21 protein-coding genes are annotated in these 25,810 nt (G+C 70.8%); 16 read left to right on the top strand and 5 right to left on the bottom strand.

The window, feature by feature from the left end; genetic code table 11:
* Window positions 1-67: 67 nt before the first annotated feature.
* The 6 genes from J4O73_RS00175 to J4O73_RS00150 are packed head-to-tail and all read left to right on the top strand — an operon-like array spanning window position 68 to window position 7,431.
* Complete coding sequence (locus J4O73_RS00175) at window positions 68-1,267, top strand: hypothetical protein (RefSeq protein WP_050735133.1); 1,200 nt, start codon at window positions 68-70, stop codon at window positions 1,265-1,267.
* Window positions 1,267-1,962 carry a TnsA endonuclease N-terminal domain-containing protein gene (locus tag J4O73_RS00170; RefSeq protein ID WP_050735134.1) on the top strand — a complete coding sequence of 232 codons (696 nt, stop codon included), beginning with the start codon at window positions 1,267-1,269 and terminating at the stop codon, window positions 1,960-1,962. Before J4O73_RS00175 ends, J4O73_RS00170 begins: the two co-directional genes overlap by 1 nt.
* Window positions 1,959-2,180 carry a hypothetical protein gene (locus J4O73_RS00165; protein ID WP_050735135.1) on the top strand — a complete coding sequence of 74 codons (222 nt, stop codon included), beginning with the start codon at window positions 1,959-1,961 and terminating at the stop codon, window positions 2,178-2,180. The genes J4O73_RS00170 and J4O73_RS00165 overlap by 4 nt, the downstream gene beginning before the upstream one ends.
* Window positions 2,162-4,423, top strand: a complete 2,262-nt coding sequence (locus J4O73_RS00160; RefSeq protein ID WP_050735136.1) for a DDE-type integrase/transposase/recombinase — start codon at window positions 2,162-2,164, stop codon at window positions 4,421-4,423. The genes J4O73_RS00165 and J4O73_RS00160 overlap by 19 nt, the downstream gene beginning before the upstream one ends.
* Before the next feature lie 10 nt (window positions 4,424-4,433).
* Entirely contained in the window at window positions 4,434-5,561 is a 1,128-nt protein-coding gene (locus tag J4O73_RS00155; RefSeq protein ID WP_050735137.1) for an ATP-binding protein, read from the top strand.
* Window positions 5,562-5,571: 10 nt separating this feature from the next.
* Entirely contained in the window at window positions 5,572-7,431 is a 1,860-nt protein-coding gene (locus tag J4O73_RS00150; protein ID WP_050735138.1) for a TniQ family protein, read from the top strand.
* A gap of 784 nt (window positions 7,432-8,215) precedes the next feature.
* On the opposite strand, the gene J4O73_RS00145 is transcribed toward J4O73_RS00150, so the two are convergent.
* The gene (locus tag J4O73_RS00145) at window positions 8,216-8,431 is read right to left on the bottom strand and encodes a DUF1289 domain-containing protein (protein WP_050735139.1); all 216 of its coding nucleotides are present in this window, start codon (window positions 8,429-8,431) and stop codon (window positions 8,216-8,218) included.
* An 87-nt stretch (window positions 8,432-8,518) separates the two neighbouring features.
* Between J4O73_RS00145 and J4O73_RS00140 the strand changes: the two genes are divergently transcribed.
* Window positions 8,519-8,797 carry a metal/formaldehyde-sensitive transcriptional repressor gene (locus J4O73_RS00140; RefSeq protein ID WP_050735140.1) on the top strand — a complete coding sequence of 93 codons (279 nt, stop codon included), beginning with the start codon at window positions 8,519-8,521 and terminating at the stop codon, window positions 8,795-8,797.
* Window positions 8,798-8,810: 13 nt separating this feature from the next.
* A complete protein-coding gene (locus J4O73_RS00135; protein ID WP_050735141.1) occupies window positions 8,811-9,935 on the top strand; it encodes a nickel/cobalt efflux transporter in 1,125 nt (374 codons plus the stop codon).
* Window positions 9,936-10,234: 299 nt separating this feature from the next.
* Here J4O73_RS00135 and J4O73_RS00130 read toward each other — a convergent pair whose 3' ends face one another.
* Both J4O73_RS00130 and J4O73_RS00125 read right to left on the bottom strand, forming a co-directional pair.
* Complete coding sequence (locus tag J4O73_RS00130) at window positions 10,235-11,569, bottom strand: MFS transporter (RefSeq protein ID WP_050735160.1); 1,335 nt, start codon at window positions 11,567-11,569, stop codon at window positions 10,235-10,237.
* A gap of 8 nt (window positions 11,570-11,577) precedes the next feature.
* On the bottom strand, window positions 11,578-11,850 hold the full coding sequence (locus J4O73_RS00125; protein WP_050735142.1) for a metal-sensing transcriptional repressor: 273 nt from the start codon (window positions 11,848-11,850) through the stop codon (window positions 11,578-11,580).
* Between the two features lie 107 nt (window positions 11,851-11,957).
* Between J4O73_RS00125 and J4O73_RS00120 the strand changes: the two genes are divergently transcribed.
* The 3 genes from J4O73_RS00120 (at window position 11,958) to J4O73_RS00110 (ending at window position 16,866) form a co-directional block, all read left to right on the top strand.
* Complete coding sequence (locus J4O73_RS00120) at window positions 11,958-12,269, top strand: hypothetical protein (protein ID WP_050735143.1); 312 nt, start codon at window positions 11,958-11,960, stop codon at window positions 12,267-12,269.
* 70 nt (window positions 12,270-12,339) lie between these two features.
* Entirely contained in the window at window positions 12,340-13,569 is a 1,230-nt protein-coding gene (locus J4O73_RS00115) for an efflux RND transporter periplasmic adaptor subunit (protein WP_050735161.1), read from the top strand.
* Window positions 13,570-13,572: 3 nt separating this feature from the next.
* Entirely contained in the window at window positions 13,573-16,866 is a 3,294-nt protein-coding gene (locus J4O73_RS00110; RefSeq protein ID WP_050735144.1) for an efflux RND transporter permease subunit, read from the top strand.
* Between the two features lie 603 nt (window positions 16,867-17,469).
* On the opposite strand, the gene J4O73_RS00105 is transcribed toward J4O73_RS00110, so the two are convergent.
* Together J4O73_RS00105 and J4O73_RS00100 are read right to left on the bottom strand one after the other, a co-directional pair.
* On the bottom strand, window positions 17,470-18,063 hold the full coding sequence (locus J4O73_RS00105; RefSeq protein ID WP_050735145.1) for a hypothetical protein: 594 nt from the start codon (window positions 18,061-18,063) through the stop codon (window positions 17,470-17,472).
* A gap of 7 nt (window positions 18,064-18,070) precedes the next feature.
* Complete coding sequence (locus J4O73_RS00100; protein WP_050735146.1) at window positions 18,071-18,598, bottom strand: hypothetical protein; 528 nt, start codon at window positions 18,596-18,598, stop codon at window positions 18,071-18,073.
* Between the two features lie 206 nt (window positions 18,599-18,804).
* Between J4O73_RS00100 and J4O73_RS00095 the strand changes: the two genes are divergently transcribed.
* The 5 genes from J4O73_RS00095 (at window position 18,805) to J4O73_RS00075 (ending at window position 24,801) form a co-directional block, all read left to right on the top strand.
* Window positions 18,805-19,956, top strand: a complete 1,152-nt coding sequence (locus J4O73_RS00095) for a nucleoside triphosphate pyrophosphohydrolase family protein (protein WP_050735147.1) — start codon at window positions 18,805-18,807, stop codon at window positions 19,954-19,956.
* Window positions 19,953-20,621, top strand: coding sequence for a uracil-DNA glycosylase (locus tag J4O73_RS00090; protein WP_050735148.1), 669 nt, complete (start codon window positions 19,953-19,955; stop codon window positions 20,619-20,621). Before J4O73_RS00095 ends, J4O73_RS00090 begins: the two co-directional genes overlap by 4 nt.
* Before the next feature lie 276 nt (window positions 20,622-20,897).
* Window positions 20,898-22,217 carry an SIR2 family protein gene (locus tag J4O73_RS00085; RefSeq protein WP_426213973.1) on the top strand — a complete coding sequence of 440 codons (1,320 nt, stop codon included), beginning with the start codon at window positions 20,898-20,900 and terminating at the stop codon, window positions 22,215-22,217.
* 74 nt (window positions 22,218-22,291) lie between these two features.
* A complete protein-coding gene (locus tag J4O73_RS00080) occupies window positions 22,292-22,747 on the top strand; it encodes a hypothetical protein (RefSeq protein WP_236961626.1) in 456 nt (151 codons plus the stop codon).
* Entirely contained in the window at window positions 22,744-24,801 is a 2,058-nt protein-coding gene (locus tag J4O73_RS00075; protein ID WP_050735150.1) for an ATP-binding protein, read from the top strand. The genes J4O73_RS00080 and J4O73_RS00075 overlap by 4 nt, the downstream gene beginning before the upstream one ends.
* The last annotated feature ends 1,009 nt before the right edge of the window (window positions 24,802-25,810 follow it).

Below are 25,810 nucleotides of genomic sequence, written 5' to 3'. Positions count from 1 at the left end.
GGCCGGGGTCACCGCCCATCCCACCACCAAGGCTGGCTCCGTCCGCCTTTCGAGGACCCGCGCGATCATGAAGCAGCTAGAACTCTTTCCCGCGACGACCGCCGACACCGACCGGCTCCGGGCCGAGATCCAGGCCCTCAACGAGATGACGGAGCGCGAGCGCGCCGCCGCGCTGCGCCGCCACCGTTACGTGCGGGCGGTCGAGGACCTCCCGCCAGGACGGCGGGGCGACCGCCACCTGCGGGTCGCGATCCGCGCCGTCTGCGAGCTGAGCGACGACGTCGATCCGCCCACGCCGCGCCAGGTCAGGGCATGGGAAGCGCGGCTCCGGGAGGCCGACGGCAACCCGGCCGGCCTCGCCCACCGGCGGATGGCGCGGTCGCCCCGGCAGCAGACCCACTGGGCCCCGTGGATCGGCGAGCTTGTCGACCAGGTCGTGGCCGAGGCCGACCCGCGCCGGGGCGTCACTCTGACGGCCATGGCCCGCCTCGCACAGGCGAGGTGCCTGGAAGCGTCGCATGCGCGGGGAGGCGCGGCCGCTGACGTTCCCGCTTTCCGCACCCTCGTGCGGATGGTGGGCGACCGTCTGCGTCCCCTGCAGCAGGCGTACCGGTTCCGGCACCTCTCGTGCGGGCGTCCTCTCGCCGAGGTCGTCGTCGCCCGGGAAGCCCTGCGGGTCGCCGTCCCGGAACTCGGCGCCGACCGCGTTCACCTGGTCACCGCACGCGACAGCTACAGCGGCGTGATCGTGGCGGCGGCGCTCGGCACCGCGCCGCCGGACGGGGAGGACCTGCTCGGCCTGTTCGGGGCGCAAACCGCGACGGCGGCCCCGGAGCCGCTCGGCGCCGCCCGCCTGTGCATGGGGCTGCCGGAGGTGATCGTGCTGGACCGGGATCCCGCCTTCCTCGGCGCCACGTTCCGGCATTCCGCGGCGGCGCTCGGCATCCGGCTGCACTTCGCCGCGGTCGACGATCCGGGCGCTCCCTGCCGGGTGGCGGGCCTGCAGCGCTGGCTGACGGCCCGGGGGGAGGTGGTCGAGGACGCAGGAGGCTTGATGGCGGCCGCGCACGCCTGGCTCGCCGATCTCGACGTCCGCCGCTCCGGACCGGACCGGTCGACCCCGCTGGACCGCTGGCAGGAGGGGGTCGCGCGCTATCCGATCCGGCTGTCGCCCGGGGCCACCCCCGCGATCCCGACCGGCGAGGAATCGGGTGGCGCCGACGCGGCCGAGGGACCTGACGGCCCTGACGCCCGGCGGAGGTCCTGATGCCGGCGACCCTGCGAAGCCGCCATGTCGGCAAGCCGAGCCCGTCGCGCCCGATCGTCACCGGCCGACGGGACTGCATCACGGGCGAGGTCCCATCCGGCAAGGCGGGGATGGGCTACCGCATGGTGGCCTACGAGGGCCTCCTCGCGCGGGACTTCATCCTGATCCTGGAGCAGGACGATGCCGTCCTGCGCTACCAGGAGGAGCCCGCACCCTTCCGTTGGCACGACGGCGTCCGGTGGCGCAGCTACACGGCCGACTTCGGCGTCGAGATCGACGACGGGCGGCGCCTCGCCGTCGAGGTCAAGCCGCGGAAGAGGGTGATCAGGCTGGGCTGGGACGGGATCCGGCACCGCATCGAGGCCGGCGCCAGGGCCGCCGGCTACGACGGCTTCGAGCTCTGGACCGAGGTCGAGATCGACGCGCTCCGCGTCGCGAACGCCGCGCTCGTCGCGAGCGAGCGCACCTTCATGGTCGACGAGGCGGAGCAGCACACCATGCGCGTGGTCCTCGACCGCTTCGGCGGCCGGGGTCTCGTCCGGGAACTCCGGGCGGCGTCGGGGCTCCAGGCCCGCGCCTTCCGGGCCGTCGTGGCCCTGGTCGCGCGCGGCGAGGCCGAGCTGGCCGACCCCGGCCGACCCTTCGACGACCACGCCATGATCCGCCGCCCCGCGAACCTCAGGAGTGCACCTTGAACAGGCTCGACCAGCAGTTCCGCCTTCCCATCGGCGCGGTCGTCGTCGTCGACGGCGTCCCCTACGCCTCCGTCGCCCGCGAGCGGGCGGGCCTCGCCCTGCGCAGGCTCGCGGGCGGTTCCGAGACCGTCTTGCTGAGCGACGCCGTCCTGGTGGACCTCCACCGCGGCGGGAGGGTGCGCATGGCGGGACCCGGCGCATGCGGGGGGCTGCGCTGACCATGGGCGCGTGCCAGATCCGTCTCCAAGCGGACGCGCTCGTCATCGTCGAGGGCGTCTACCACAAGGTGCTCTCGCGCGACGAGGCCGGCGTCACGCTGCGCACGCTCGGGGCGAGGCCGGTCACGGTCACGAAGACCCATGCCGAGTTGGCCGACCTCTACTTCGGCGAGCCCAGGCGGCTCCAACTGGTGGAGGACACCGCCGCCGGGCTCCCCCAAGGCGTCAGGGACAACCTCCTTCGCAACATCGACACCTTCGACGTTCGCCAGCAGGACGCGGCGCTGATGCGCCTCGACTACGTGCAGGCCTGCGACCGGTGCTTCGCCGAGCGGACCCATAGGAAGGTCCCGAAGGGCTACGCCGATATCGCGAGGCTCGTCGCGGCCGAGCGCCGGCAGCGGGCCATCGAGAACGAGGGCTCCCATCCCGACGACGTGCCGCTCGAACGGGTGAGCGGCTCCTCGCTGAAGGGTTGGTACGGGCGTTGGCGCAAGGGCGGCAAGTCCATCGTGGCGCTGATCCCGCTGGACGACCTGAAGGGACGGGCGGGTTTCCGCCTCGATCCCGAGGTCGAGATGATCATCGCGGAGCGCGTGCGCGAGGACTGGCTCACCCGGAACGGACCGCCGCTGAGCCATGTCATCGTCTTCATCCAGGGCAGGATCGAGCGCGAGAACAAGACGCGCACCGTGCCCTTCGACGTGCCCGATGGCATGACGATCCGGCGTTGGGTGAAGGCGAACGTCAGCCAGTTCGACGTGATCTACCATCGCGAGGGCCCCGCGGCGGCGGAGCAGGCCTTCCGGCACGTCAAGAAGGCCCCCCAGGCGACGCGGCCGCTCGAAATCGTCGAGGTCGACCACACGCCGCTCGACGTGCTGGTCCTGGAGGGCGACGGCACGCCGGCGCGGGACCGGCGCCGCAAGGACAAGCGCACGAGGCGGGTCTGGCTCACGGTCGCGATCTGCGCCGCGACCCGCATGATCGTGGGATTCCACCTCAGTGACGAGCGTCCCTCCTGGACTTCGGTGATGCACTGCCTGCGCATGGCGGTGCTGCCGAAGGACCTGACCGGCATCCGGGTCGACACGGCGTGGCCCGTGTTCGGCGTGCCGGAGGTCGTCAAGCTCGATAACGGGAAGGAATTCCACTCCCGGTCGATGAAGGCGGCCGCCGGACAGCTGCGGTTCGAGCTCCGCTACATGCCCCGGCGCAAGCCCCACCTGAAGGGCAAGGTCGAGCGCGCCCTCGGCACCATCGCGCGCGACTTCTGCGCCTACCTTCCCGGCCGGACCTTCCGCGACGTGCGCGAGCGCGGCGACTACGACAGCGTCGGGCAGGCCGCCCTGACCCTGGCCCAACTCGTCGAGTTCTTCACGATCTGGGTCGTCGACATCTACCACAACCGCAAGCATGGCGGGCTGCTCGGACGAACGCCCCTGCTGCGCTGGCAGGACCTGGCGGGCTACGGCACGCGCCTGCCGCCGTCGGCCGACGACCTCGACCCGCTCATCGCCCTGGTGGTCCCGCGGACCATTCAGCGGAACGGGATCACCTTCCTCGGCCTCACCTACCAGTCCGACGAACTGAAGGGCGTCCGTCGCAGGAAGGGCTTCCACTTCGGCGACGAATTCCTCGTCAAGGCCGACGCGTCCGATCTCGGCCACCTCCTCGTCCTGGTGGACGAGGAGGCCGGTTGGATCAAGGTCCCTTGCGAGGACGGGTTGGCCGACGGGACCTCCCTGGCGGAGTGGCGAGACGTGGTCCGCACGGCGCGTCGGATGACGCAGGAAGGCCAGCGCGTCGCTCGCGCGACGCTCGTCCGCGCGATGGAGCTGTTGCGCGCCGAATGCCGCAAGGCCGGCGTCAAGCCGAAGCGCCTGGCGAGCGCCGACGTCGACTGGTTCCGCGACCACGCCGACGACCCGATGTTCGAGGTCGCCTGGGACGTCGCGGACGAGGGCGCCCACGAGGAAGAGCGGCTGCGGACCCGGCGCCCGCGGAAGGCCGCGCCGCCGGCCGCGGCCGACGCGGCACCCGCGCCCCGGGTCGGGCAGGGTGGCCGCAAGACCGCGCCGCGCCCGGCCAGCGCCCCGCAGGACGCCCCGCAGGACGCCGCGCCGGCGGCCCGGCCGGCCGGTCCGAGGCCCGTCGCCGCCGAGGCCGATCCGCGGAGCGTGACGGCGGACGTCGGCGCCGAGTTCGACCCCGACGATCCCGACAACTGGACTGCCGAGTGAGGGCCATCGCATGCCGCAAAGCCAGGACGGGGAGACCTTCCGCCCCGACGTCACCATCCTTCCCGGCCCCCAGGCCGCCCCGGTCCGCCGTGAGCGGTTCGCGATCCGCTTGAGCCCGCAGGACCTCGAACGGCGGGCCTGGAAGCGACGCGTCGACACCATCCACGTCAACACCGACGTGGTGATCAAGACCGTCGCGCGCTTCGACGAGATGCTCAAGGACCTCGGCGACGATGTCGAGGGTCAGTGCCTCGTCATCCCGGCCGCTTCCGGGGCCGGGAAGTCGCATCTGCTCGCCCGGTTGCAGCTCCGCCCGGCGCTCGTGCCGTTCCGCGACGAGTTCGGCCCCGTGCGGCCGCTGGTCTACATCAAGGCGCCGAGCCCCTGCACGCTGAAGACGCTGGGTCTCGCGCTGTACCTCGCCATGACGGAGAAGGAGCTCAGCGCCAACCTGAAGGAGCACGATATCTGGACCCGGGTGCGCCACCAGATGCACGCCCAACTCGTCTCCATCATCATGATCGACGAATTCCACCATGCCTTCCGCGGACGCACCGGTGACGAGCGGCGCACCCTGGTCGAGACGCTGAAGAACCTCGTCATCCCGGATCCGGACGATCCGCTTCGGCCGCCCGGTGCGGAGTTGCGCCCCGTCTCCCTCGTGCTCTCGGGCATGCCCTGGCTCAAGAAGGTGCTGAAGGAGGATTTCCAGCTCCTCCGGCGCTGCGTCTTCAAGCCGATCAAGCCGCTGGGTCACTCGGAAGCCTGCGTGAAGAAGGCCACGAAATTCCTGTCGCTGGTCGAGGCAAGGCTCGGCTTCCCGGCCGCGTGCGGCCTGTCGGAGCACGACATGGTTCAGCGCATGCTCAAGGCTTCGAACGGCTACACCGGTCGCATGATGCACCTCGTCAAGAAGGCGGCCTTCCGCGCCATCCAGTCGGGCAAGCCGAGCATCGGGCAGGTCGACCACCTCGGCTTCGTCTTCGAGGAGATCTTCGAGCTCGGTCCGCGCAGGAACCCGTTCCTGGTGGTCGACATCTCGACCCTGCCGAAGATGAAGGAGATCGAGTTCGAGAGGCTCACGCGCCTGACGGGGACCGCCGAGGCCGGGGTCGAGACGCAAGCCGACGACGCGTAGGGGGAAACCGATGCGGCTGACCATCATCCCGCCCGTCATCGACGGGGAATCCGCCGCGGCGCACCTGCTGCGCGCCTTCGACGTCAACGGCGAGCCGTGGAGCCGCGAACGCCTCAGGACCGCGGGCCATTCCATGAGCGACATCCTGCAGGGCCGCGCCGCCGGCCCCCTCGCGGATCGGCTCGGCCGTGGCGAGGACGCGTTCCGGGGTTGGACGCCCACCGAGATCACCAAGAAAAAGGTCGTGATCGCGGACGAGGTGGTCCACCGGGACGATTGGACGACGAACGTGCGGCGGTGGTGCCCCTGCTGTTGGCAGGACGACCTTCGCAGGACGCCGTCGGGACGACACGCGCACTGGAACATCCACCGGCGCTTCTGGTGGGACGTGGCCGCCGTCGGCACCTGTCCCCTCCATCATGTCCGCCTGGAGGGGTCCTGCCCGATTTGCCGGACGGGCGTCACCTGGGAAGCCGGCTCACTGACCCGTTGCAGGAACGGCCATTCCCTTCTCGCCTGCGACGGCGCCAGGGTCCCGCCCGCGACGACGCTGGCGGACGCCTACGTGGTCGGCCGCCTCGGCGGCATGGCCCGGACCAGCGTGCCCCTCCTCGACGGCCTGACGCTCGCCGAGGCCTGCGACGCCATGGAGCGGTTCGGCGTCGCCCTGCTCGGGGGCGCCGACGGGGCCCTCTCGAAGTTTCCGGCGGAGCGCCATCCGGAGGTGTTCTCGGCCGGTCTCGCCGCCGCCCGGGACTGGCCGCACGCCTTCGACGCCCTGCTCGACGGGATGGCCAGAGCCGACCATGTCGGCCTCGGCGCCTGGGGGGCCGAACAGGTCTATGGCTACCTGTATCTCTGGGCGAAGCGGCTGCCGGCGGGAGCGAGCGGGGATGCGGTTCGGGCGGCCCTATACGCGCATCACGCCGGTCGGGGCCCGGTTCACAAGACCTCGGTGGTGATCCGGCATGCCGACGTCCCGTTGGTCAGCCTCGCCGACATCGCCGCGGAATGCGGCCGAAGGCCGGAGTTCATCGCCGGCTACGTCAAGGCCCTGGGCGCCTGGCCGCAACGGACGAGGAGGGGTACGCCCATCGGCATCGCCCGCGAGACCGCCGCCCAGATCCGGGCGATCCTCGACCGCGCGCTCCGCGCGGAGGATCTGCCGGCGGCGCTCGGGCTGGCGAAGCGCCAGACGCGGATGTTGGTCGCGGCGCGGATCGTTCCGCCCGCCGAGATCCACGCGCGCGCCGGCATCAAGGCCGACGTCTTCGACCGGGATGCCGTGGCCGCCGTGCTATCCCGGATCCGTGGTTCGGCGCCGACCGTCGGGGCCATGCCCGCCGGCCTCCTTCCGCTCGCGCGAGCCAGCCAGCACGGCAAGGTCGACGGCGTGCGCGGCACCTGCGACATGATCCTGGCCGGCCAGCTTCGGGTCAGGGCGGTCCTGCGGGACGTACCCGGCCTCGCGGGCTTCCTGGTCGACCCGGAGGACATCAGGGTCGCGCGGCGTTCGCGCGAAGGTGGGGGTCTCACCCTCGAAGAGGTCGGCCGGCGGCTCACGGTCCCGACGGACAGCGTCGGCCTGATCGTCCGGGCAGGCCTCATGGCGGGGACAGCAATGCCGTGCGGGGAGATCCTGGTGCGGGACGATGCGCTCGCGGCTTACGAGGCCGAGTACGCCACCACGGGTGCGCTCGCCAGGGAGATGGGATCCGGCGCGCGGTGGGTGCGGGAAGCCTTGGATCGGGCCGGCGTCAGGCCAGCCTTCGCGATCACGGGCCGAAAGACCACGACGGTATGGCGCCGGATGGATGTCCCGACGGACCTTCGGCGCCGCATCGCAAGGACCCACACGCCGCGACCCTAGGAGCACGCCGGGACCGCCGTGCCGCGCGAGCGCCGTCGGCGCAAAGCCATGAGCGGGGCGATGAGGATCTGCGCGGGGCGTCGACCGAGGAAGGATGTGACGTCGTCTTGGTTCGGGGACCCCGTCGCCTTCCAGGGGACGTGAACAGATCGGATCATCGCCGCGACCGTGATCGCGGCGGCGGCCCACCGGTTCGGCTGGCGCGGCCTCGCGCTCGGATCCGTCCTCGGTGCGACCGGCGTCGCGGTGCTGGCGGCGCTGGCGGCGCTGCAGGCGGCGACCTGCCGGATCGCCCGGCATTGGCTGGATCGGATCTCCGTCCTGCCGCCGCTCGGGTTCGGCCTCCAACGCGCTTATGAGATCACCGCCGGCCTGCGAGGCCGAGACGGTGCCGACGTCCACCCTCGCGGTCAGGCTTTCACCTGCCCATCGACGCCGGCGGGCTCGGTTCGCGCCTCGGGCATCGGCAGCGGCGGGGCTGGTCAGCCTCGTGGTCTGGCCCGGCGTGTCCCGGCGCAAAAAGACGGCGACCGCGACCGCCGGAAACGGATCGGGGCTCGCCGTCCTCGTCCGCCGGGCTTGCTGCTGCGGGATGGAGCGCATCGTCCGACGCATGCCGCCCGACGTGCCGGACGCAATCGCGGCGGTGACGGTCACCGGTCACGACGCCTTTCGATTCCGGCTCGGCTACACTGGGGTGGCTTGACGGGGCGTCCGGCTGGACGAAACCCATGTCGGGGACGATCTGACCGGGGCCGCCGTTCCGCCCGGCAGATCCTGCGATCTAGGAGCGGCTCGGGGTCCTGCCGGGCTCGGCTTCGACCTGCGCGACGGCGACCTGCCGAACGCGCCGCGGCAGTTCGCGAGCGAGGGCGGCCTTCCTGTACGGCGTCATCTTCCGCCACGCGCGTATTTCCGGGACCGTGCGGCCGCAACCGAGGCACCAGCCGGTCCGCCCATCCCACTGGCAAACCCCGATGCAGGGGTCGTCCTTCCTCATGCTAGGGCCTCCCCGCCACGCGACGCATCGGTCGCTGGACACAGATAGGGTACCCCCCTATGTATTGCGAGGACGAGGACGCCATTCATGGCTCACACGATCAAGGACAGGACCAAGCTGCTGGCGCGGGTGCGCCGGATCAAGGGACAGGCGGAGGCGGTCGAGCGGGCCCTGGAGGCCGAGCACGGCTGCGCCGACGTGCTGATGCTGGTCGCCTCGATGCGCGGGGCCATCAACGGGCTGACCGCCGAGCTGATGGAAGACCACATCCGCCACCACGTCGTGAACCCGGACGCCGAGCCGGACGCCGAGCGCGCCCGGGGCGCCGCCGAGCTGATCGAGGTGGTGCGGACCTACCTCAAATGACGAGAGCCGCCCCATGACCCCGTTCGCCGACCTGCTGCAGCAGGGGACCGCGCATGCCTGGCTGTTCGTGCCGAGCGCCATCCTGCTCGGCGCCCTGCACGGCCTGGAGCCCGGCCATTCGAAGACGATGATGGCCGCCTTCATCATCGCGGTCCGGGGCACGGTCACGCAGGCGGTCCTGCTCGGGCTGGCGGCGACGCTCTCGCACACCGCGGTCGTCTGGGTGATCGCGCTGGGCGGACAGTATCTCGGCCAGGAATGGGGTGGCGACACGGCCGAGCCGTATTTCCAGCTGGCGTCGGCGGTGCTCATCGTCGGCATCGCGCTCTGGATGGCGTGGCGGACCTGGCGCGAGCAGCACCACGGTCACCATCATCACCATGGCGAGCACCGGCACGTCGTGACCGGCGACGGCCGGTTGACGCTGGAGGTGTACGAGGACGGCGTGCCGCCGCGCTGGCGCCTCCGGGCCGGGACGGGTCCGCTGCCCGCGCCGGGTGCGGTCACCGTCGAGACGGTCCGTCCGGACGGCGGGCGGCAGACGTTCGCCTTCGCCGATGGGGGCGACTTCCTGGAGAGCCTGGAGGAGATCCCCGAGCCGCACGCCTTCACGGCGCGACTGCGCCTTGACGGGCCCGCGGGTGCGGAAACCCACGAGGTCGCGTTCGAGGAGCAGGATCACGACCACGGTCACATGAACCTGGGCGACGAGGACGACGCCCATGCCCGAGCGCATGCGGAGGACATCCGGCGGCGCTTCGCCGGGCGTCAGGTGACGACGGGACAGATCGTGCTGTTCGGGCTGACCGGCGGCCTGATCCCGTGCCCGGCCGCCATCACGGTCCTGCTCCTGTGCATCCAGCTCAAGCAGTTCAGCCTCGGCTTCGCGCTGGTCGTCTGCTTCAGCATCGGCCTCGCGGTCACGATGGTCTCGGCCGGGGTGCTGGCCGCCCTCAGCGTCAAGCACGTCGCGTCGCGGTGGTCCGGGTTCGGTGCCTTCGCCCGTCGGGCGCCCTACGCCTCGGCAGCCCTGATCGTGCTCGTCGGCCTCTACACCGGCTGGCTTGGCTGGCAGGGCATCCATCCCGACCCCGCGGCGCACGCGGTCGGGATCGACCCATCGATCAGCCCATCGTAAGCGCGGTCCCGGCGGGCTTGGTCGCCCCGCCGGTCCTCGCCGCGAAAGCCCACAGCCGTCGAAGCGCCGGTGCATCGGCGGATGTGGCCGAGATGGACGCGGCTGCCCGCTCGGAGCGAACCGGTCGAGCCTCCTGACGCGTGGGGCAAGTCGACGGACTGACCGGGCTGCCACTGCGAAGACCCGCATGGCGGGGTTCCGGCGGCGCATAGCCCCGCACCTTCGCCATTCGGTTAGAGCCGCGGCGCGTGGCATCCACGGCCTCGGGACCGAAGCGCCCGACGAACATCCGGGTCGGTTCATCCCGGCCGGGCCGCGGGCCAGCGTTGGTGCAGGTCGTCGATGACGAAGGCGTGGGCATGCCGGCGCGTCCCGACGCCGTCCAGGTGCGGATGGCCAAATTCGAGGCCGGGGTGCGCGTGCTCGACGACGTCCGGGTCCGAGGCCGGCCAGAGCGCCGCCGCCGCGGCGACGGCGACCAAGGTCAGCGCGCCCAGCACCGCCAGCGTGACCGGCATGCCCGCCTTCGCGCCGAGCCAGCCGGCAAGTGGATAGGTCAAGAGCCAGGCGACGTGCGAGAGCGCGAACTGGGCGGCGAACACGGCCGGGCGGTCGCCGGGCGTCGCGGAGCGCCGGAGCAGCCGTCCGGTCGGGGTCTGCGCGGCGGAGTACCCGATCCCGAGCGCCAGCCAGGCGGCCAGCAGCATAGGCCAGCCGATGACGCCGCCCCAGGTCGTAGCGGCAAAGCCGAGCAGCACGACGCCGAGGAACGCCGCCGCCGGGAGCATGACCGTGCGGTCGGGCAGCCGGTCGAGCACCCGCGGCAGCAGCAGAGCCGCCAGCATCGAGCCGCCCCCGAACAGCCCGAGCGCCACCGCGACGTCGTTCTGGGGCCGTTGCAGGAGGGCCTGCACGATCACCACCGTGTTGACGATGACCATGGAGCCGGCCGCCGCCACCGCGAGGTTCAGGGCGAGAAGCCCGCGCAGCCGCGGCGTGGCGAGGTAGATCCGCAGCCCCCGCATGGTGCGCTCGTACACCCCCGCTTGGCGCTCGGGCGGCGTCGGGGACGGGAGCGCCACCGAGACGACCAGGGCGGCCGAACACAGGAATCCGACGACCGTGCCGCCGAACAGCCAGTGGAAGTCGATGACCGTCAGCAGCAAGGCGGCCAGTGTCGGACTGAGCAGGTTCTCCAGGTCGTAGGCGAGGCGCGAGAGCGACAGCGCCCGGGTGTAGTCACGCTCGTCCGGGAGGATGTCCGGGATGGTCGCCTGGAAGGTCGGCGTGAAGGCCGCCGAGCAGGCTTGCAGCACGAACACCAGTAGGTAGACCTGCCAGACCTGGTCGACGAAGGGCAGGATCAGGGCGACGCCGGCCCGGACGAGGTCGGTCGCAACCAGGAAAGCGCGGCGGGGCAACTGCCCGGTGAAGGCGTTCGCGATGGGCGCCACCAGCACGTAGGCCACCATCTTGATGGCGAGCGCCGTGCCCAGCACCGCCCCGGCCTCTGCCCCGGCCAACCGGTAGGCGAGCAGGCCGAGGGCCACCGTCAGCAGGCCGGTGCCGACCAGGGCGATGACCTGCGCGGCGAACAGGTGCCGGTAGGTGCGGTTCGCGAGGACGCTCAGCAACGGGGCCTTCACAGGTACTTGGCCAGCGCCTTGAACTCGGCCAGCGCCGCTTTGGCGGACTTGCCGCCGTCCGCGACGCCGTCGCCGATGCAGTGCTCCATGTGGTCCTCGATCAGCGTGCGCTTCGCGTTGGCGATGGCGCTCTCGACCGCCTGCAACTGCTGGGCGAGGTCCACGCAGGGGCGGCCCTCCTCGATCATCGCGATGACGCCGGCGAGATGGCCGTGGGCGCGCCTCAGCCGCTTGATGATCTCCGGGTGGGAGGCGTGAACGTGATCCATGTTGACATGCTATCCCCCCGGAGGGGATAAGGGAAGGGTGTTCGACGCGCCGGGATGGACGGCGCTCGCCGGGAAGAGGGTGTCGGGTGTCATTCGGACGGCGTCTCATGACGGTGGCCGTCGCGTTGCTCCTGGCGGGCGTGACGGTGATGCCGTTGCTCGCCGAGGCCCGGCACGCGGCCTCCGGTCCCGTCGCGCTCGCCATGCCGCCGGTGGCGGGACAGGACCACGCCAAGGCCCACCAGGATGCCGATGACCTGGTCCACCACGCGCAATCGCACGCGCAGGGCGTGATGCCCGTCGCCGCCAAGGCTCCCGCGAGCGTGGCCACGTCGGCGGCGCGGTCGTTCGCCCGCCTGGACGACGTCTTCCGAGCCGGGGGCGGGGCGCAGGGACCGTTCGAGCCTCCGAGGGCCTGAGGCTTTCCGCCACTTCCCATCCTCGAACGACGGCGCCGTGCGCGTGCGGCCGCCCGTCCATGGCACCGACATGTCCAGACGTCTCATCCCCGTTCTGCTGGCCCTCGCCGGCGGCGTCCTGATCGCGACCTGGTGGCCCGGCGCTCCCGATGCGGTCCGCACCATGCTGGCGGGCGCCAGGGGGGCCGCCGCGCCTGCCAAGCCCGAACCGCACGCGGCGGCCGGTCCGGAGCCGGAGAGATCCGGCCTCGTCAAGCTGACGGACGACCAAGTCGGCAAAGCCGGCATCCGCACGGACGGGGTCGGTGGCGGGAACCTCTCGCGCCACCTGCACGTGCCGGGCACCATCGTCCCGAACGCCAACCTGACCGCCCGCATCGCGGTGAAGACCACCGGCACGGTGGTGGAGCTGCGCAAGGGGCTCGGCGACAAGGTCGCCAAGGGCGAGGTCGTGGCGCTCCTCGACAGCCGCGAGATCGCCGACGCCAAGGGAGAATACTTGGCGGCACGCGTGTCGGCCGCCCTGCAGAAGACGCTCTACGAGCGCGACAAGGAGCTCTGGGACAGGCGCATCTCGTCCGAGCAGCAGTACCTGCGCTCGCAGGCGAGCTACCAGGACCTGAAGGTCAAGGAGGACGCGGCCCGCCGCAAGCTGACCTTCCTCGGCCTCAGCCAAGCCGAGATCCAGGCGTTGCCGAACCAGCCGGAGGCGCAGTTCGAGCGCCAGGAGATCCGCTCGCCGCTCGGTGGCAAGGTCGTGGAGCGGCGCGTCGACCTCGGGGCGGCCGTCGGCCGGGACAACCTGGAGACCGAGCTCTACAGCGTCGTAGACCTGTCGACGGTCTGGGTCGATCTCGCGGTGAGCCCCGGCGACCTGCCGCTGGTCCGCGAGGGCCAGGCGGTGGCCGTGCGGGCCGAGGCGACCGGCGAGGCCGCGCGCGGTCGCATCGTCATCATCGTGCCCGTCCTCGACCAGGCCACGCGCGCGGCGCGGGTCGTCGCGGAACTGGCCAACCCGGACGAGACCTGGCGGCCCGGGTCTTTCGTGGGTGCCGAGATCGTGATCTCCGACAAGCCGGTGCGGGTGCTCATCCCGGCCTCGGCCATCCAGACCTTGGAGGGCAGACCGAACGTCTTCGTGCGGGTGGCCGCGGGCTTCGAGGCTAGGCCGGTGAAGCTCGGGCGGTCGGACGACGCCGCCGTGGAGGTGACGGAGGGGCTGGAGCCCGGCGAGGCCGTGGCGGTGGCCAACACCTTCACGCTGAAGTCCGAGCTCGGCAAGGCCGCGGCGGAGGACTGAACCGTGATCCGCCCGATCCTCGCCTTCTCCGTCGCCAACCGCTACGCGGTCATCCTGGTGACGCTCATCGCCACCGCCTTCGGGGCCTGGTCGCTCGCGCGGCTGCCAATCGACGCGGTGCCGGACGTCACCAACAACCAGGTCCAGGTCAACGCCATCGCGCCGGCGCTGACGCCGGTCGAGATCGAGAAGCAGGTCACGGTCCTGGTCGAGCGGGCGCTCGCCGGCACGCCGGGCCTGGAGAGCTTGCGCTCCTTCTCGCGCAACGGCTTCGCCCAGCTCACGGCCGTGTTCAGCGACAAGGTCGACGTCTACTTCGCCAGGCAACAGGTGAACGAGCGCCTGGGCGAGGTGCGCAACACCCTGCCACCCGGGGTCGAGGTCAGGCTCGGGCCGATCTCGACCGGCCTCGGCGAGATTTACTGGTGGGCGGTCGAGTACCAGGCCGCCGGCGACGGCGCCCCGGTCCGCGATGGCCTGCCGGGCTGGCAGTCGGACGGCAGCTACCTGACGCCCGAGGGCGAGCGGCTGAGGTCCGACTTCGAGCGCACGGTCTACCTGCGCACGGTCCAGGATTGGATCATCCGGCCACAGATGAAGAGCGTGCCGGGCGTGGCCGGTGCCGATGCCATCGGCGGCTTCGTCAAGGAGTACCAGGTCAAGCCCGACCCGATGAAGCTCGTCGGCTACGGCCTGGGCTTCGCCGACCTGACCCGGGCCATCGGAGCCAACAACGTGACCCGAGGCGCCAACTACGTCGAGCGCAACGGCGAGGGCTATGTCGTCCGGGCCGGAGGGCTGATCGAGAACGTCGACCAGATCCGCGATGTCGTCGTGGCGACCCGGGCCGGGATACCGATCCTGGTGAGGGACGTCGCCGAGGTCGGGATCGGCCGCGAGCTCCGGACCGGCTCGGCCAGCGAGAACGGCCGCGAGGTCGTGCTGGGCACCGCCCTCATGCTCATCGGCGAGAACAGCCGAACCGTCTCGGCGGCCGCGGACGCCAAGATCAAGGAGATCAACAAGCTTCTCCCGCCGGGCATCCAGGCCCGGACGCTGCTCAGCCGGACCGACCTCGTCGACGCCACGATCCGGACGGTGTCCAGGAACCTGGCCGAGGGTGCGCTGCTGGTCGTCGCGGTGCTGTTCCTGGCGCTCGGCAACATCCGGGCGGCGATCATCACGGCCCTGGTCATCCCCGTCGCCATGATGCTGACGGCGACCGGCATGCTTGCGGGCCGCATCAGCGCCAACCTGATGAGCCTCGGCGCGCTCGACTTCGGGCTCATCGTCGACGGCGCGGTCATCATCGCCGAGAACAGCCTGCGCCACCTGGCCGAGCGCCAGCACGCGCTGGGACGGACGCTGAGCCTCGACGAGCGGCTGGAGACCGTGCGCGTCTCGGCCGAGGAGATGATCAAGCCGAGCGTCTACGGGCAGGCCATCATCATCCTGGTCTACGTGCCGCTGCTGACGTTCACCGGCGTGGAGGGCAAGACCTTCGCACCCATGGCGCTGACGGTGCTGATCGCGCTCGTGGCGGCCTTCGTGCTGTCCCTGACCTTCGTCCCGGCGATGGTCGCGACCTTCATCACCGGGCGGGTCGGCGAGGGCGACAACCTGCTGATCCGAGGACTGAAGGCGGCCTATCGACCGGTGCTGGGCGGGGCGGTCCGGACGCCCTTGGCTTTCATAGGCGGCGCGGTGGTCGTCCTCGGGCTGGCCGGGGCCCTGGCGACGCGGCTCGGCCAGGAGTTCACCCCGACGCTCGACGAGAAGAACATCGTCATGGAGGCGCGGCGCATCCCCTCGACGGCTATCTCGCAGTCGCAGGCCATGCAGCTCGGCGTCGAGGACGCCATGAGCAAGTTCCCGGAGGTGGCCTTCGTCTACTCGCGCTGCGGCACGCCCGACATCGCCGCCGACCCGATGCCGCCGAACGCCTGTGACACCTACCTGATCCTGAGGCCCCAAGCGGAGTGGCCGGACCCGTCCGAGGCGAAGGAATCGTTGATCGCCCGCATGGACGCCGAGGCGAAGCTGATCCCGGGCACGCTGCTCGGGTTCTCGCAGCCCATCCAGATGCGCTTCAACGAGCTGATCGCGGGCGTTCGCGACGACCTCGCGGTGAAGGTGTTCGGCGAGGAGTTCGGCCCGATGGTCGACGGCGCCCGCAAGATCGCCGGCATCCTGCGCAGCCTGGAGGGCGCCGCCGACGTGAAGGTCGAGGAGGCGGTCGGGCTGCCGTTCCTGGAGATCAAGGTCGACCGGCGCGAGATCGCCCGGCGCGGCTTGAGCATGGCGGACGTGCAGGACGTCATCGGCACGGCGGTCGGCGGCAAGGACGCCGGGCTGGTGTTCGAGGGCGACCGTCGCTTCGCCATCGTGGTCCGGTTGGCCGACGACGCCCGGGGCGACGTCGAGGCGTTGAGGAACCTGCCGGTGCCGCTACCGCCCTCGCAGGCCGCGCCCGCGCGGACGGGCACCGGGGTCCCGGCCGCTCCCGGGCCGGCCGGCGGTACGAGCGTGCCGCTGCGGCAGCTCGCCTCGTTCGCCTTGGGCGAGGGGCCGAACCAGGTGAGCCGCGAGAACGGCCGCCGCCGCGTCGTGGTCACCGCGAACGTGCGCGGGCGCGACATCGGCTCGCTGGTGGCCGAGGCGCAGGCGCGCATCGCCGCCGAGGTGCGGCTGCCGCCCGGTTACGAGGTGAAGTGGGGCGGGCAGTTCGAGAACCTGACGGCCGCTCGCCAGCGCTTGGCGGCGGTCGTGCCGGCCTGCTTCGCGCTGATCTTCCTCCTGCTCCTCGGGGCGCTAGGGTCCGGGCGCGACGCGCTGATCGTGTTCAGCGCCGTGCCGATGGCCCTGACCGGCGGCGTTGCGGCCCTGTGGCTGCGCGACATGCCCTTCTCGGTCTCGGCCGCGGTCGGGTTCATCGCGCTCTCGGGCGTCGCGGTCCTGAACGGCTTGGTGCTGCTGAACCACATCCGCGCGCTCGTGGCGGAGGGGACGGCGATTCCGGATGCCGTCCGCGAGGGCGCCCTGACCCGGCTGCGGCCGGTGGCTATGACGGCCTTGGTCGCCGCCCTGGGCTTCGTGCCGATGGCTTTGGCGACGGGCACAGGTGCGGAGGTGCAGCGGCCGCTGGCGACCGTCGTCATCGGCGGCTTGGCCAGCGCGACCGTCCTGACGCTGCTGGTCCTTCCGGCGCTCTACGTCCGGTTCGGCAAGGCCAAGGCGTCCCTCCCGTCCGCTCCACGAGGCCATGTCGTGGCGTGGGCCGACCCACGAACACCTTAGCCGGACGGCCCCGCGAGCGGTCGGATCGGGGCGTCCGCATCGCGGCGGGACAAGGTTCCGGGCAAATCGGGACAAGCTGTGTTGAGAGCGCCGCTGTCGCGGTGCTGCAAACGGGACAAGCTTTCTTGAGAGCGTGTCCTGCGCAGCCGCGCGCAAGGATCGGCATCACCGAGGTTGCCACGGACCGAGTGAGACGGCGCGCACGCGGCGGGACGACGTAACCCGATGTGTGCCGCCGCCATTCAACGCCTTTGGGAACGCCTGGTCTCGGCTCGCGTCCCGCCACCGTGGCTCGACGGATCGAGGCCAGATCCATGGCCACGAGCGGCTGTCCGCCCGGACTTCCGACCGGCTCGGATGAAAGGTCGCCGCCCGTCACCCCTACTCGAAAGCCCCTTGGCATCGCACGGGACAAGTCGGCGGTAGAGGCTTCTGAGCCAGGCTCATTCCGGCAAGCGCCGCCTTCCTAGCCGCCCGTCGGGGGCAGCCGGCGCGCGGCGTCGATGTCGCCGAAGGACCGGGGCGAGGCCACCTCGTAGCGGGTCACGCCCATGGCCTCGTGGCCGGGTTCGCCGGCGGTGGGGCCGCCGGGGCGCTCGGCTCTCAGGCTGGCCAGTTCGCCGGCCGACCCAGCAAGCCGCGGCCCGGCATGCCGCGGAGCCATGTCACGAAGGCGCTCACCCGCTCGGGCGTGAACTGGTTTCGATGGCCCTGCGTGCTGTGCACGAGATCGCTCAGTTCCTGGGGGACCAGCGGGCCCGAACCGCCCCAGTAGGCGTATTCGCGCCCGAGAAGCACCCGGTCCGTCCGACCGGTGTCGCGCACCAGGTTCGGCAGGCTGGTGACGCCCCCGGGCTCGCTATGGAAGGAATCGGCCTGGACGAAGGTGCCGTCGGCCGAGCGGCGATAGATGTTGTCGCCGTAGATCTGCATGCGGCTGCCGGACATCACCGGTCGCTTGGCGCCGAAGCGAGCGTCGTCCCAGTACCGGTCGAAGGTGAGGATCTCGTCGACCCGCATCCAGTAGACGACACGGTCCTTGATCCCGTTCGGGATCGAGCCGGTCCCGACCACGAAGTCCCCGACGCTCGCGTGCTGCCGGATCAGCGGTTTGCACGCGCTCAGCGTGCACACCCGGTGGAACGGATTGGGCGCGAACCCGAGGTCGTGGTCGATCACGTAGGAGTGGACGCGCACGCCGGCCTCAGCACTTGTTCCGCTTGGTCTGGCGCTCCGCCCGCGGCTGGGCGTCGGGCTTCAACCACTCGGGCTTCGCGTTCCTCCGCGGTAGGGCGCCCCGCAGGCTGCCCGCATCCCAGGGGACGGTATCCCCGCCGTAATCCTCGAACGCGCGCGGCAGCGTCTCGTCCTGGGTTCCAGGAGGCCAGATCCCGATCACGCGACGACCCTGGGCGGCGGCCCGCTGCATCACGCGCCCCAGCTCCTCGTCCGCGAGGCAATCGGGAGACAGCACGATCACCCCCAAGTCCTCGTCCGGCGTCTCGGCGTGACCGGCGGGGGCCTCGTCATCCGCGGGTGCGGGCTCGTCGTCTTCCGGCGCAACGGGATCCTCGACGTGCTCGCCGTCTTCCCCCTCGTCGTCCTCCCCTTCGCCGGGCTCGACGGCGGCGACCTCCTCGTCCACGACATCGCAGCCCGCCTCGGCCAAGAGCTTGAGCAGGGCCGTGCGTTCCTCGTCGTCGACAGGACCGAGCACGCAAACCTTCGGCATGTGCGGCTTCTCCCCGGTGCCCAGGTCCTTCCGTCGCGCATTACGCCCGGGAGCCTGGCTCAGTAAAGCTTAGGTGGTCAGCCGCGGTCGGTATGGCAAGGGTCCGTCCGCGGCGGCGCGGGTGGGCACCGGCACCCTGGACTGAGCGCCGGAAAGGTCCGACGATGGCAACCTGAGGATAGGCCAACCTGGAGCGGGGAGGGGACATGGATACGGCGCCGCTTAGCCTGAACGGTTATCAAGCCGGGGCGGTCCGGACGGACCGGACGCGAGGGAAGGGCACCGGCCTCGACCTGGCCGTGCTCGGCCTCTTCGGCGAGACGGGCAGCCTGCTGAGCGAGACCAAGAAGAAGCAGCGCGACGCGCGGTCCTATCTCGGCTACGAGGCGAGCGTCGTCGAGGAGATGGGCGACGCGCTCTGGTACCTGGCGGTGATCGCCGATCACGCCGGGCTGCGCTTGGGGGATCTCGCCGGCCGGGACCTCGCCGGGGGACCCGAGCCGACCTTCGCGGACGTGCAGCCGCAGCGTGCCTTGCCTTTGCACGTCCCGACCGTCGCCTTCGAGCACACCCTGCTACAGCTGGCCGGGGCCGTCGGCCGGCTGGCCGCGCTGGGGGCGCGGGGCGACCTCGCGGGAAGCCCGGACCTCCTGGAGCGTCTCTCCGCAGTGTTCGGCCTTCTCGTCGCGGCCGCGAACGAGGCCGGCGTCACCCTGGAGCAGGCCGCCATGCGCAACCTCGCGAAGGCCGAGGACCGTTGGCCGGCGACGCGCGTCGCCCCGCCGCTGTTCGACGAGGCGTTCCCGGACGAAGAGCGCCTACCCCGCGCGTTGACCATCGACATCTTCGAGCGCACCGGCGGGAACGACAGGCGGTACGTCGTGCAGCGATGCAACGGCATCTTCATCGGCGACCGCCTGACCGACAACATCATGAAGCCGGACGATTACCGGTTCCACGACGCCTTCCACTATGCCTACGCCGCCGTCCTCGGCTGGTCGCCGGTGACGCGCGCGCTGTTCCGCCTGAAGAGGAAAAGCGAGGCCCGCGTCGACGAGGGGCAGGACGGAGCGCGCGCGATCCTGATCGAGGAGGGCGTGGCGACGTTCGTCTTCGGTGAGGCGAAGCAGCTCGGCTTCTTCGAAGGACAGCGCCCGGGCGACCTGGGCTTCGCCTTCCTGAAATCGGTGAGGCAATTCGTGCGCGGCTACGAGGTCGAGGCCTGCCCGCTCTGGCTTTGGGAAGAGGCCATCCTCGCCGGTAACGAAGCGTTTCGTTTCTTGCGGGAGAAGCGCCGCGGGCGCCTTCGGCTCGATCTGGTCGGGCGGAAGATGCTGGTCGAGGACCTGCCGACATGACACCTGGCGCCTTCATCGAGGCCCTCGCGGCGCTTCGCTTCAGCGACACCTTCAACCCCTACGCCGAGGCCTGCCCGGACCACGACGGCGTCGGTGCGCCCCAGGTCCGGCGTGAGAACCTGCGCCTCGTGCTGGAGGCGGCCCTCGCCGGAGGCGTCGACTCGATCTGGATCGCGCGCGACCTCGGGTACCGTGGCGGGCGGCGCACGGGCCTGGCGCTCACGGACGAGGCCCACCTCTCCGCCCATGCCGGCCTCTACGGTCAATTGCCGCTGGCGCGGGCAACCCGCGGCCCCGCGATGACCGAGCGCACGGCGACGGTGATCTGGCAGGTTCTCCGGGACCTGCGACGTCCGATCTTCCTCTGGAACGTCTTCCCGCTCCATCCGCACGCGTCGGGCGACCCGCTGTCCAATCGCTGCCACACCCGTCGGGAACGGCAGGCGTCCCGCCACCTCCTCGAATGGCTGGTGTCGGAATTGCGGCCCCGGGTCCTGGTCGCCATCGGGAGGGATGCCGAGGCGGCGTTGGCGGACTTGGGTATGGCGGCCGAGCGGGTCCGGCATCCCAGCTACGGAGGTCAGACCGAGTTCGTCGCTCGGATGGGCGAGTTGTACGGCCTACCCGCCAAAGCTCCGCACGCGGTGCAACTCACGCTGCCGTAAGGAAACCGCAGCCGGATCTTCCCGACGTTGGTCTGGCGGGCCTCCAAGTCAGGCATGACGCACCAGCACGTGTTCGTATGCTGGCCCGGGATGAGACGCCTCGAACCTTCCCATCGCCCCGGCGGCCACGCGCACCTATGCCGGCGAGACTTCCAGGGTGCGACGCACCGGTGAACCCTCGGGGCGGGCAACGGGAAGCCGGATCACCTTGCTTTACCTTAGGCGTGCCTCCGGTCTATCGCCTTGGCGAAGATCCGGCGGACGAAGGGGGGCGGTTTGGACGCGGCGGTTCGTGCGCGATTGCTCGCCTCCATGGAAGCCGGGCGCCTCGTCCTCCTCTGCGGCGCCGGCCTGTCGATGGCGCCGCCGAGTTCCCTGCCGTCGGCCTGGACCGTGGCCGCCAGGTGCTACGACCGCTATGTCATGAGCATCGATCCGGAGTGCCCGCAGGAACTGCGCGGCGACCTGGAGTCCCTGGCGGAGATCTTCGCCAAGGAGGACATGCTCGGGTCGGTCTTCATCGACGCTCTCGTGCCCTGGGAGGATTTCGTCCGGCCGCCCAACGTCGGGCACGCCGCGGTGGCGGACTTCCTGATCACGCGCTTGGCCGCCGGTGTCGTGTCGGCGAATTACGACACCCTGATCGAGCGCCGCGCGCAGGAATACGGGTTCGATCTCCTCGCCTCCCTCGACGGCGACGAGGCAAAGGTCCAGGCCCGCAAGCACGCGCCCCTGCTCAAGTTTCATGGCTGCTCCGTCCGCGAGCGGCGCGCCACGGTCTGGACGGCCTCACAGCTCACCGAGGACCGGGTGATCGCCGCGCGCATCGAGAAGACGAAGACGTGGATGGCCCACCACCTCCGCGAGAGCGACCTGCTCGTCGTCGGCTTCTGGTCGGATTGGTCCTATCTCAACACCGTTCTCGCCGAGGCATTGACGGGCGTCGCGCCGCTGTCGGTGACGCTGGTCGATTTGGCGCCCGAGGACGTCCTGCAGGCCAAGGCGCCCGAACTCTGGACCCTGGCCAATTCGGAGAACGTCCGGTTCACGCATGTTCAGCGTTCGGGGGCCGAAGTCCTAGACGAACTCCGGAGGGCGTTTTCCCAGGCGTACCTACGCAAGGTCCTGCACGCCGGGCGCGCCGCGTTGGAGAGCGAGCTCGGAGCGGAGTGTGAGGCGGGCTGGCTCGATCCGCCCGACCTGGGCAGCGAGGAACTCTACGACCTTCGACGGGACGCCGAGGGCGTGCCGGCCACCGCCGCGGCGACCTTGCGGAACCCGGGGCCGTCCGAGGTCCTGGGCTACGCGCACCTGTTGCTGCGGCGTGCCGGTGCCAGCCAGACCCCCGTCGGCTATGATCTCGCGGGCCGCCGGATCAGGGTCGTGAACGGTTCGGGCATGCTGCTCCAGACGGTGCAGGACCGGTTCAGGGAGACGCCGTTCGAGGTCGCCGACATCGTGGTCTGCGCCGGAGCCACCGACGTCGGCCTGCCGTTGAACGTCGTTCGGGAAGGGCGACCGGGCGACATAATCCGGCCGAGCGCCTCCGCGGCATGGCTCGACCTTCCCGCCGCCCGCAGGGAGCTCGACGTGTGATGGACATAGCGACTCAATCCGAGGTGCTCCTCCGGTCGGCAGGCTATGAGACTTGGACCTGGCCGGGCGGCAGCGTGCCGGTCGTCTGCTTCGAGAACGCGGCGGTCGTCGGATTCCTGCACGTCTTCGCGAGCGGCGAGAGCCTGCTCGCCGATTGGCAGCAAATCCAGCAGGCCACGCTCGGCCGGCATGCGGCCTCGTTGCGCTCTGCAGGCACAAAGGCCTGGAACGTTTACGCCTTGTTCCTGGCTTGCGGCTCCGAACCGGCCCTCGCGCGGCGGATCGAGCGGATCGAGGAGGACTTCTCCATGACCCGCAAGATCGCGCGCGGCGACTTGCGCACGGTGGCCGATTTGCGAAGAACGTTGTTGCCCCTCCTGCCGGTCCTCAGCGCACCCGAGATCGGCGGGGCCGATTACCGGGCCCGTCTGCGGGCGCGCTTGAGCGACCTGCCGGACGACGCTGTGGCCGCGTTCCTGGGCGCGGCGAGCGCTTCCGAGGTGGCGCGCATCCTGGTGGATGCGCCATGAGGCTCGACTACCTCGAACTGTGCGGCTTCCGGGGCTTCCTGGAGCGCCAGCGGGTCGATTTCGGCACTGGCTTCACCGTGATCTGCGGACGCAACGGCGTCGGGAAGAGCACGCTGTGCGACGCGGTCGAGTTCGCCCTCACCGGCCAAATCGACAAGTACCTCGTCGACAAGGCGGCGAAGGAAAGCCTCGACGACTACGTCTGGTGGCGCGGCGAAGGCCACCCGGAGGCGCACTTCGTCACCGTGGGATTCCGCGCCGATGACGGGAGCGGCTTCGCAGTGACGCGCTCGCGCGAGACCGGCGCCGACCGGGACGCGGCACGCATCGAGGCGATGCTCTGCGTTCCGGGCGCGCAGCCCGAGCGGGCCCTCCAGCAGGTCTGCAGGACATCCATCATTCGCGACGAATGGATCGCTGCGCTCAGCCTCGACCTGACGGAAACGCAACGGTTCGAGTTCGTGCGCGCGGCGCTGGGCGCCATCGAGGGTCCGGATTACGCCGCCAAGGCTCGCGAGGCCCTGTCCTCCGCCGAGGCCGTACACAATGCCGCCGCGCAGGCCTATGAGGAGGCGCGCGCACGTCTGACCGCGGCGCTGACCGACTTGGAGCAGATCCGGGACGTCGCCCTGCAGGCCGGGGACGTCGCGGCCGTCCTTGCCACCCTGGACGAGCTTACGCCTGGGGCCGGCCCCGACCTGGGAGCTCGGGTCGCGGCAGCTCGGAAGACGCTGGCCAGGCGCCGTTCGAACCTCGGCGAGATGGGATGGGTCGCCGACGAGGCTCGCGCGGTGGCCGCATTGCGCGACACGGTCGCGCGACACGGCGACAGCGCAGGCCGGGACGCGGTGGCGGTGGCCGAAGCCGAGGTCGCGGTCCAGGAAGCCCGCCGCCAGCTGCAGGCCGCCGAGGCGCGCCTGGACCGTGAACAGGAAAGCGACGGCCTCGCCGCGTCGCTCGCGATCCTGGTCGATCACGGCAGCCGGATCGGCCTGCATGACGACCGTTGCCCGCTATGCCGCGCGCCGCAGGGCGCCCCCGAGTTCGAGACGGGGCTCGCATCCGCGCGCCAGCGCCTCGCCGCCCGGCGGTCGGCAGTGCCGGAGGCGCGAGGCGAGGTCGCGGCGGCCCGAACCCGGGTCGAGGATGCCGGCGAGATCCTGAAGCAGGCCGAGACGGTCGTCCATCGCCTCGCGTCCGCCCAAGCCGAGCTGGAAGCCCGGGAAGAGGCGCTTTCGGCCGAGCTCGTGCGACGTTCCCTGGATGGAGAGCTGGCCTACGACCCAGAGGCCCTGGAGGAGGTGGTGGAGGCCGAAAGGAGTCGGTTGATCGACCTGGAACGGAGCATCCTCACCTTGGAAGCTTCGCAGGCGGTGGAACGCGTAACGGAGCTCGAAGCGCGCCTCGAAGCGCTTCGGGCAGAGGCCGACGACGCGAGCGACCGGCTCGCGCGCGCCCACGCTGCGGTGACGACCGCCCGGACGCTGGATCGTACGGTCCGCAGGACGAATGCCGAGATCATCGACGAGCGCCTGGCGGTTATCAGCCCGCTGCTGAACGAGCTGTACCAGCGGCTTCGCCCGCATTCCGAGTGGCGGACCATCGATTACGGCATACGCGGCGACGTCAGGCGTTTCCTGAGCCTGCGGGTCGGCAACGGCTTGAACCCGCAATTCGTGTTCAGCAGCGGGCAGAGGCGTGCGGCCGGGCTGGCCTTCCTCCTCTCCGTTCACCTGTCCCGGCCATGGTGCAATTGGCGGACGCTCATGCTCGACGACCCGGTCCAGCACATCGATGATTTCCGGGCCTTGCACTTGGTCGAGGTCCTGTCGGCCCTGCAGCGGTCGGGCCGGCAGATCGTCTGTGCCGTCGAGGATCCGTCGTTGGCGGAATTGCTGTGCCGGCGCCTCATGAGCGAGCCCACGGCGCTCGGTCGCCGCCACGACCTGGATCTTGTTCCCGGCGGGGGTGCCTCGGTCACTCGCTCGACGGACATCGAACCAGCCATGGTCGGCGTGCTCAGGAGGGCAAGGGACCTGAGCGCGGCGAGCTGAGACGGCCTCGATGACCGACGGCGTCGGGGCTGTGCCCGCCCAGGACCGGTGTTTCGACCCGCGGTCCCCGATTTCGTGACCTCGACGAAGGAAGAGGGCAGGGAGCTCGACGACCGCCTCGCAAACGCTCCCCGCTCTCCGCAGACCCCGTCCGACGTGGGTGTCGCCCTGCCCGTCGAAAGCGGAGAGCATTCCTGCGCGCGGCAATTCCGGGGAGTGGATGCCCGATCAGGCCGCGAAACCGAAAAGGTTTCGTCCCGGCCAGCGGTCCTGGCTCAGGCCCAACACGGGAATCATCATGTCCGCAGAGGGGCGGCGCGGTCACGGGCGCCCCTCTGCGGAGGCCACCCCCTCTGCGGAGGCCACCGGCTTCAAGCACATCCCGGGCGTGAGGACAGGCTTCCCTGACAATCGGGATAAGCTCTCTTGAGTGCGTACCATTGGCAGGGCCGTAAATCGGGACACGCTTTCATGATAGTCTGCCTCGGCTGTCCCAGCCGTCCGGCTCGCCTCGTCCCGAGGCGGCTTCCTCGTGCATGCCGGGCCGCCGTCCAGATCATCGTGGAGCGGCCGATCCGAACACGTGAGGACCGCAGCGACGGTATCGGCGAAGCCAGCCGAGCCGACCGCCAGGGCGCCTCCTCGGACCTGAACGATCAGGGCGCTCGACCGGATGCCCCCCGGCGTTGGGGGCCGGTGGTGTCCTCGCGGCCATTCCGAAAAGAAAGTACGGCAACCCGAAGGGCATGGTCCGGTCCGCAGATCACGCTAAGGACGCGGTCTGGACCCATCGGCCCTATGATCGAGCCGGCATCGGGTTTGATGCCGGCCTCTGTTTCCAAGGGTTGGACCAGGCATCCGCGCCTGGGCATGTCGGGTCTAGGGAGCGAGGCGGATCACGTTCCCTACAAATCGGGATAAACTTAAATGAGACCGCCCCTCCAGAGGTAACAGAAATCAAGACAAATTCTCATGTTAGCGTGCACCAAGGCGGGTTGTCGGATCTGCT

Source organism: Methylobacterium sp. NFXW15 (assembly GCF_049887755.1).
GTDB lineage: Bacteria > Pseudomonadota > Alphaproteobacteria > Rhizobiales > Beijerinckiaceae > Methylobacterium.
Note: the sequence above shows the minus strand (reverse complement) of the source record. Positions and strands in the feature narration are given on the sequence as shown.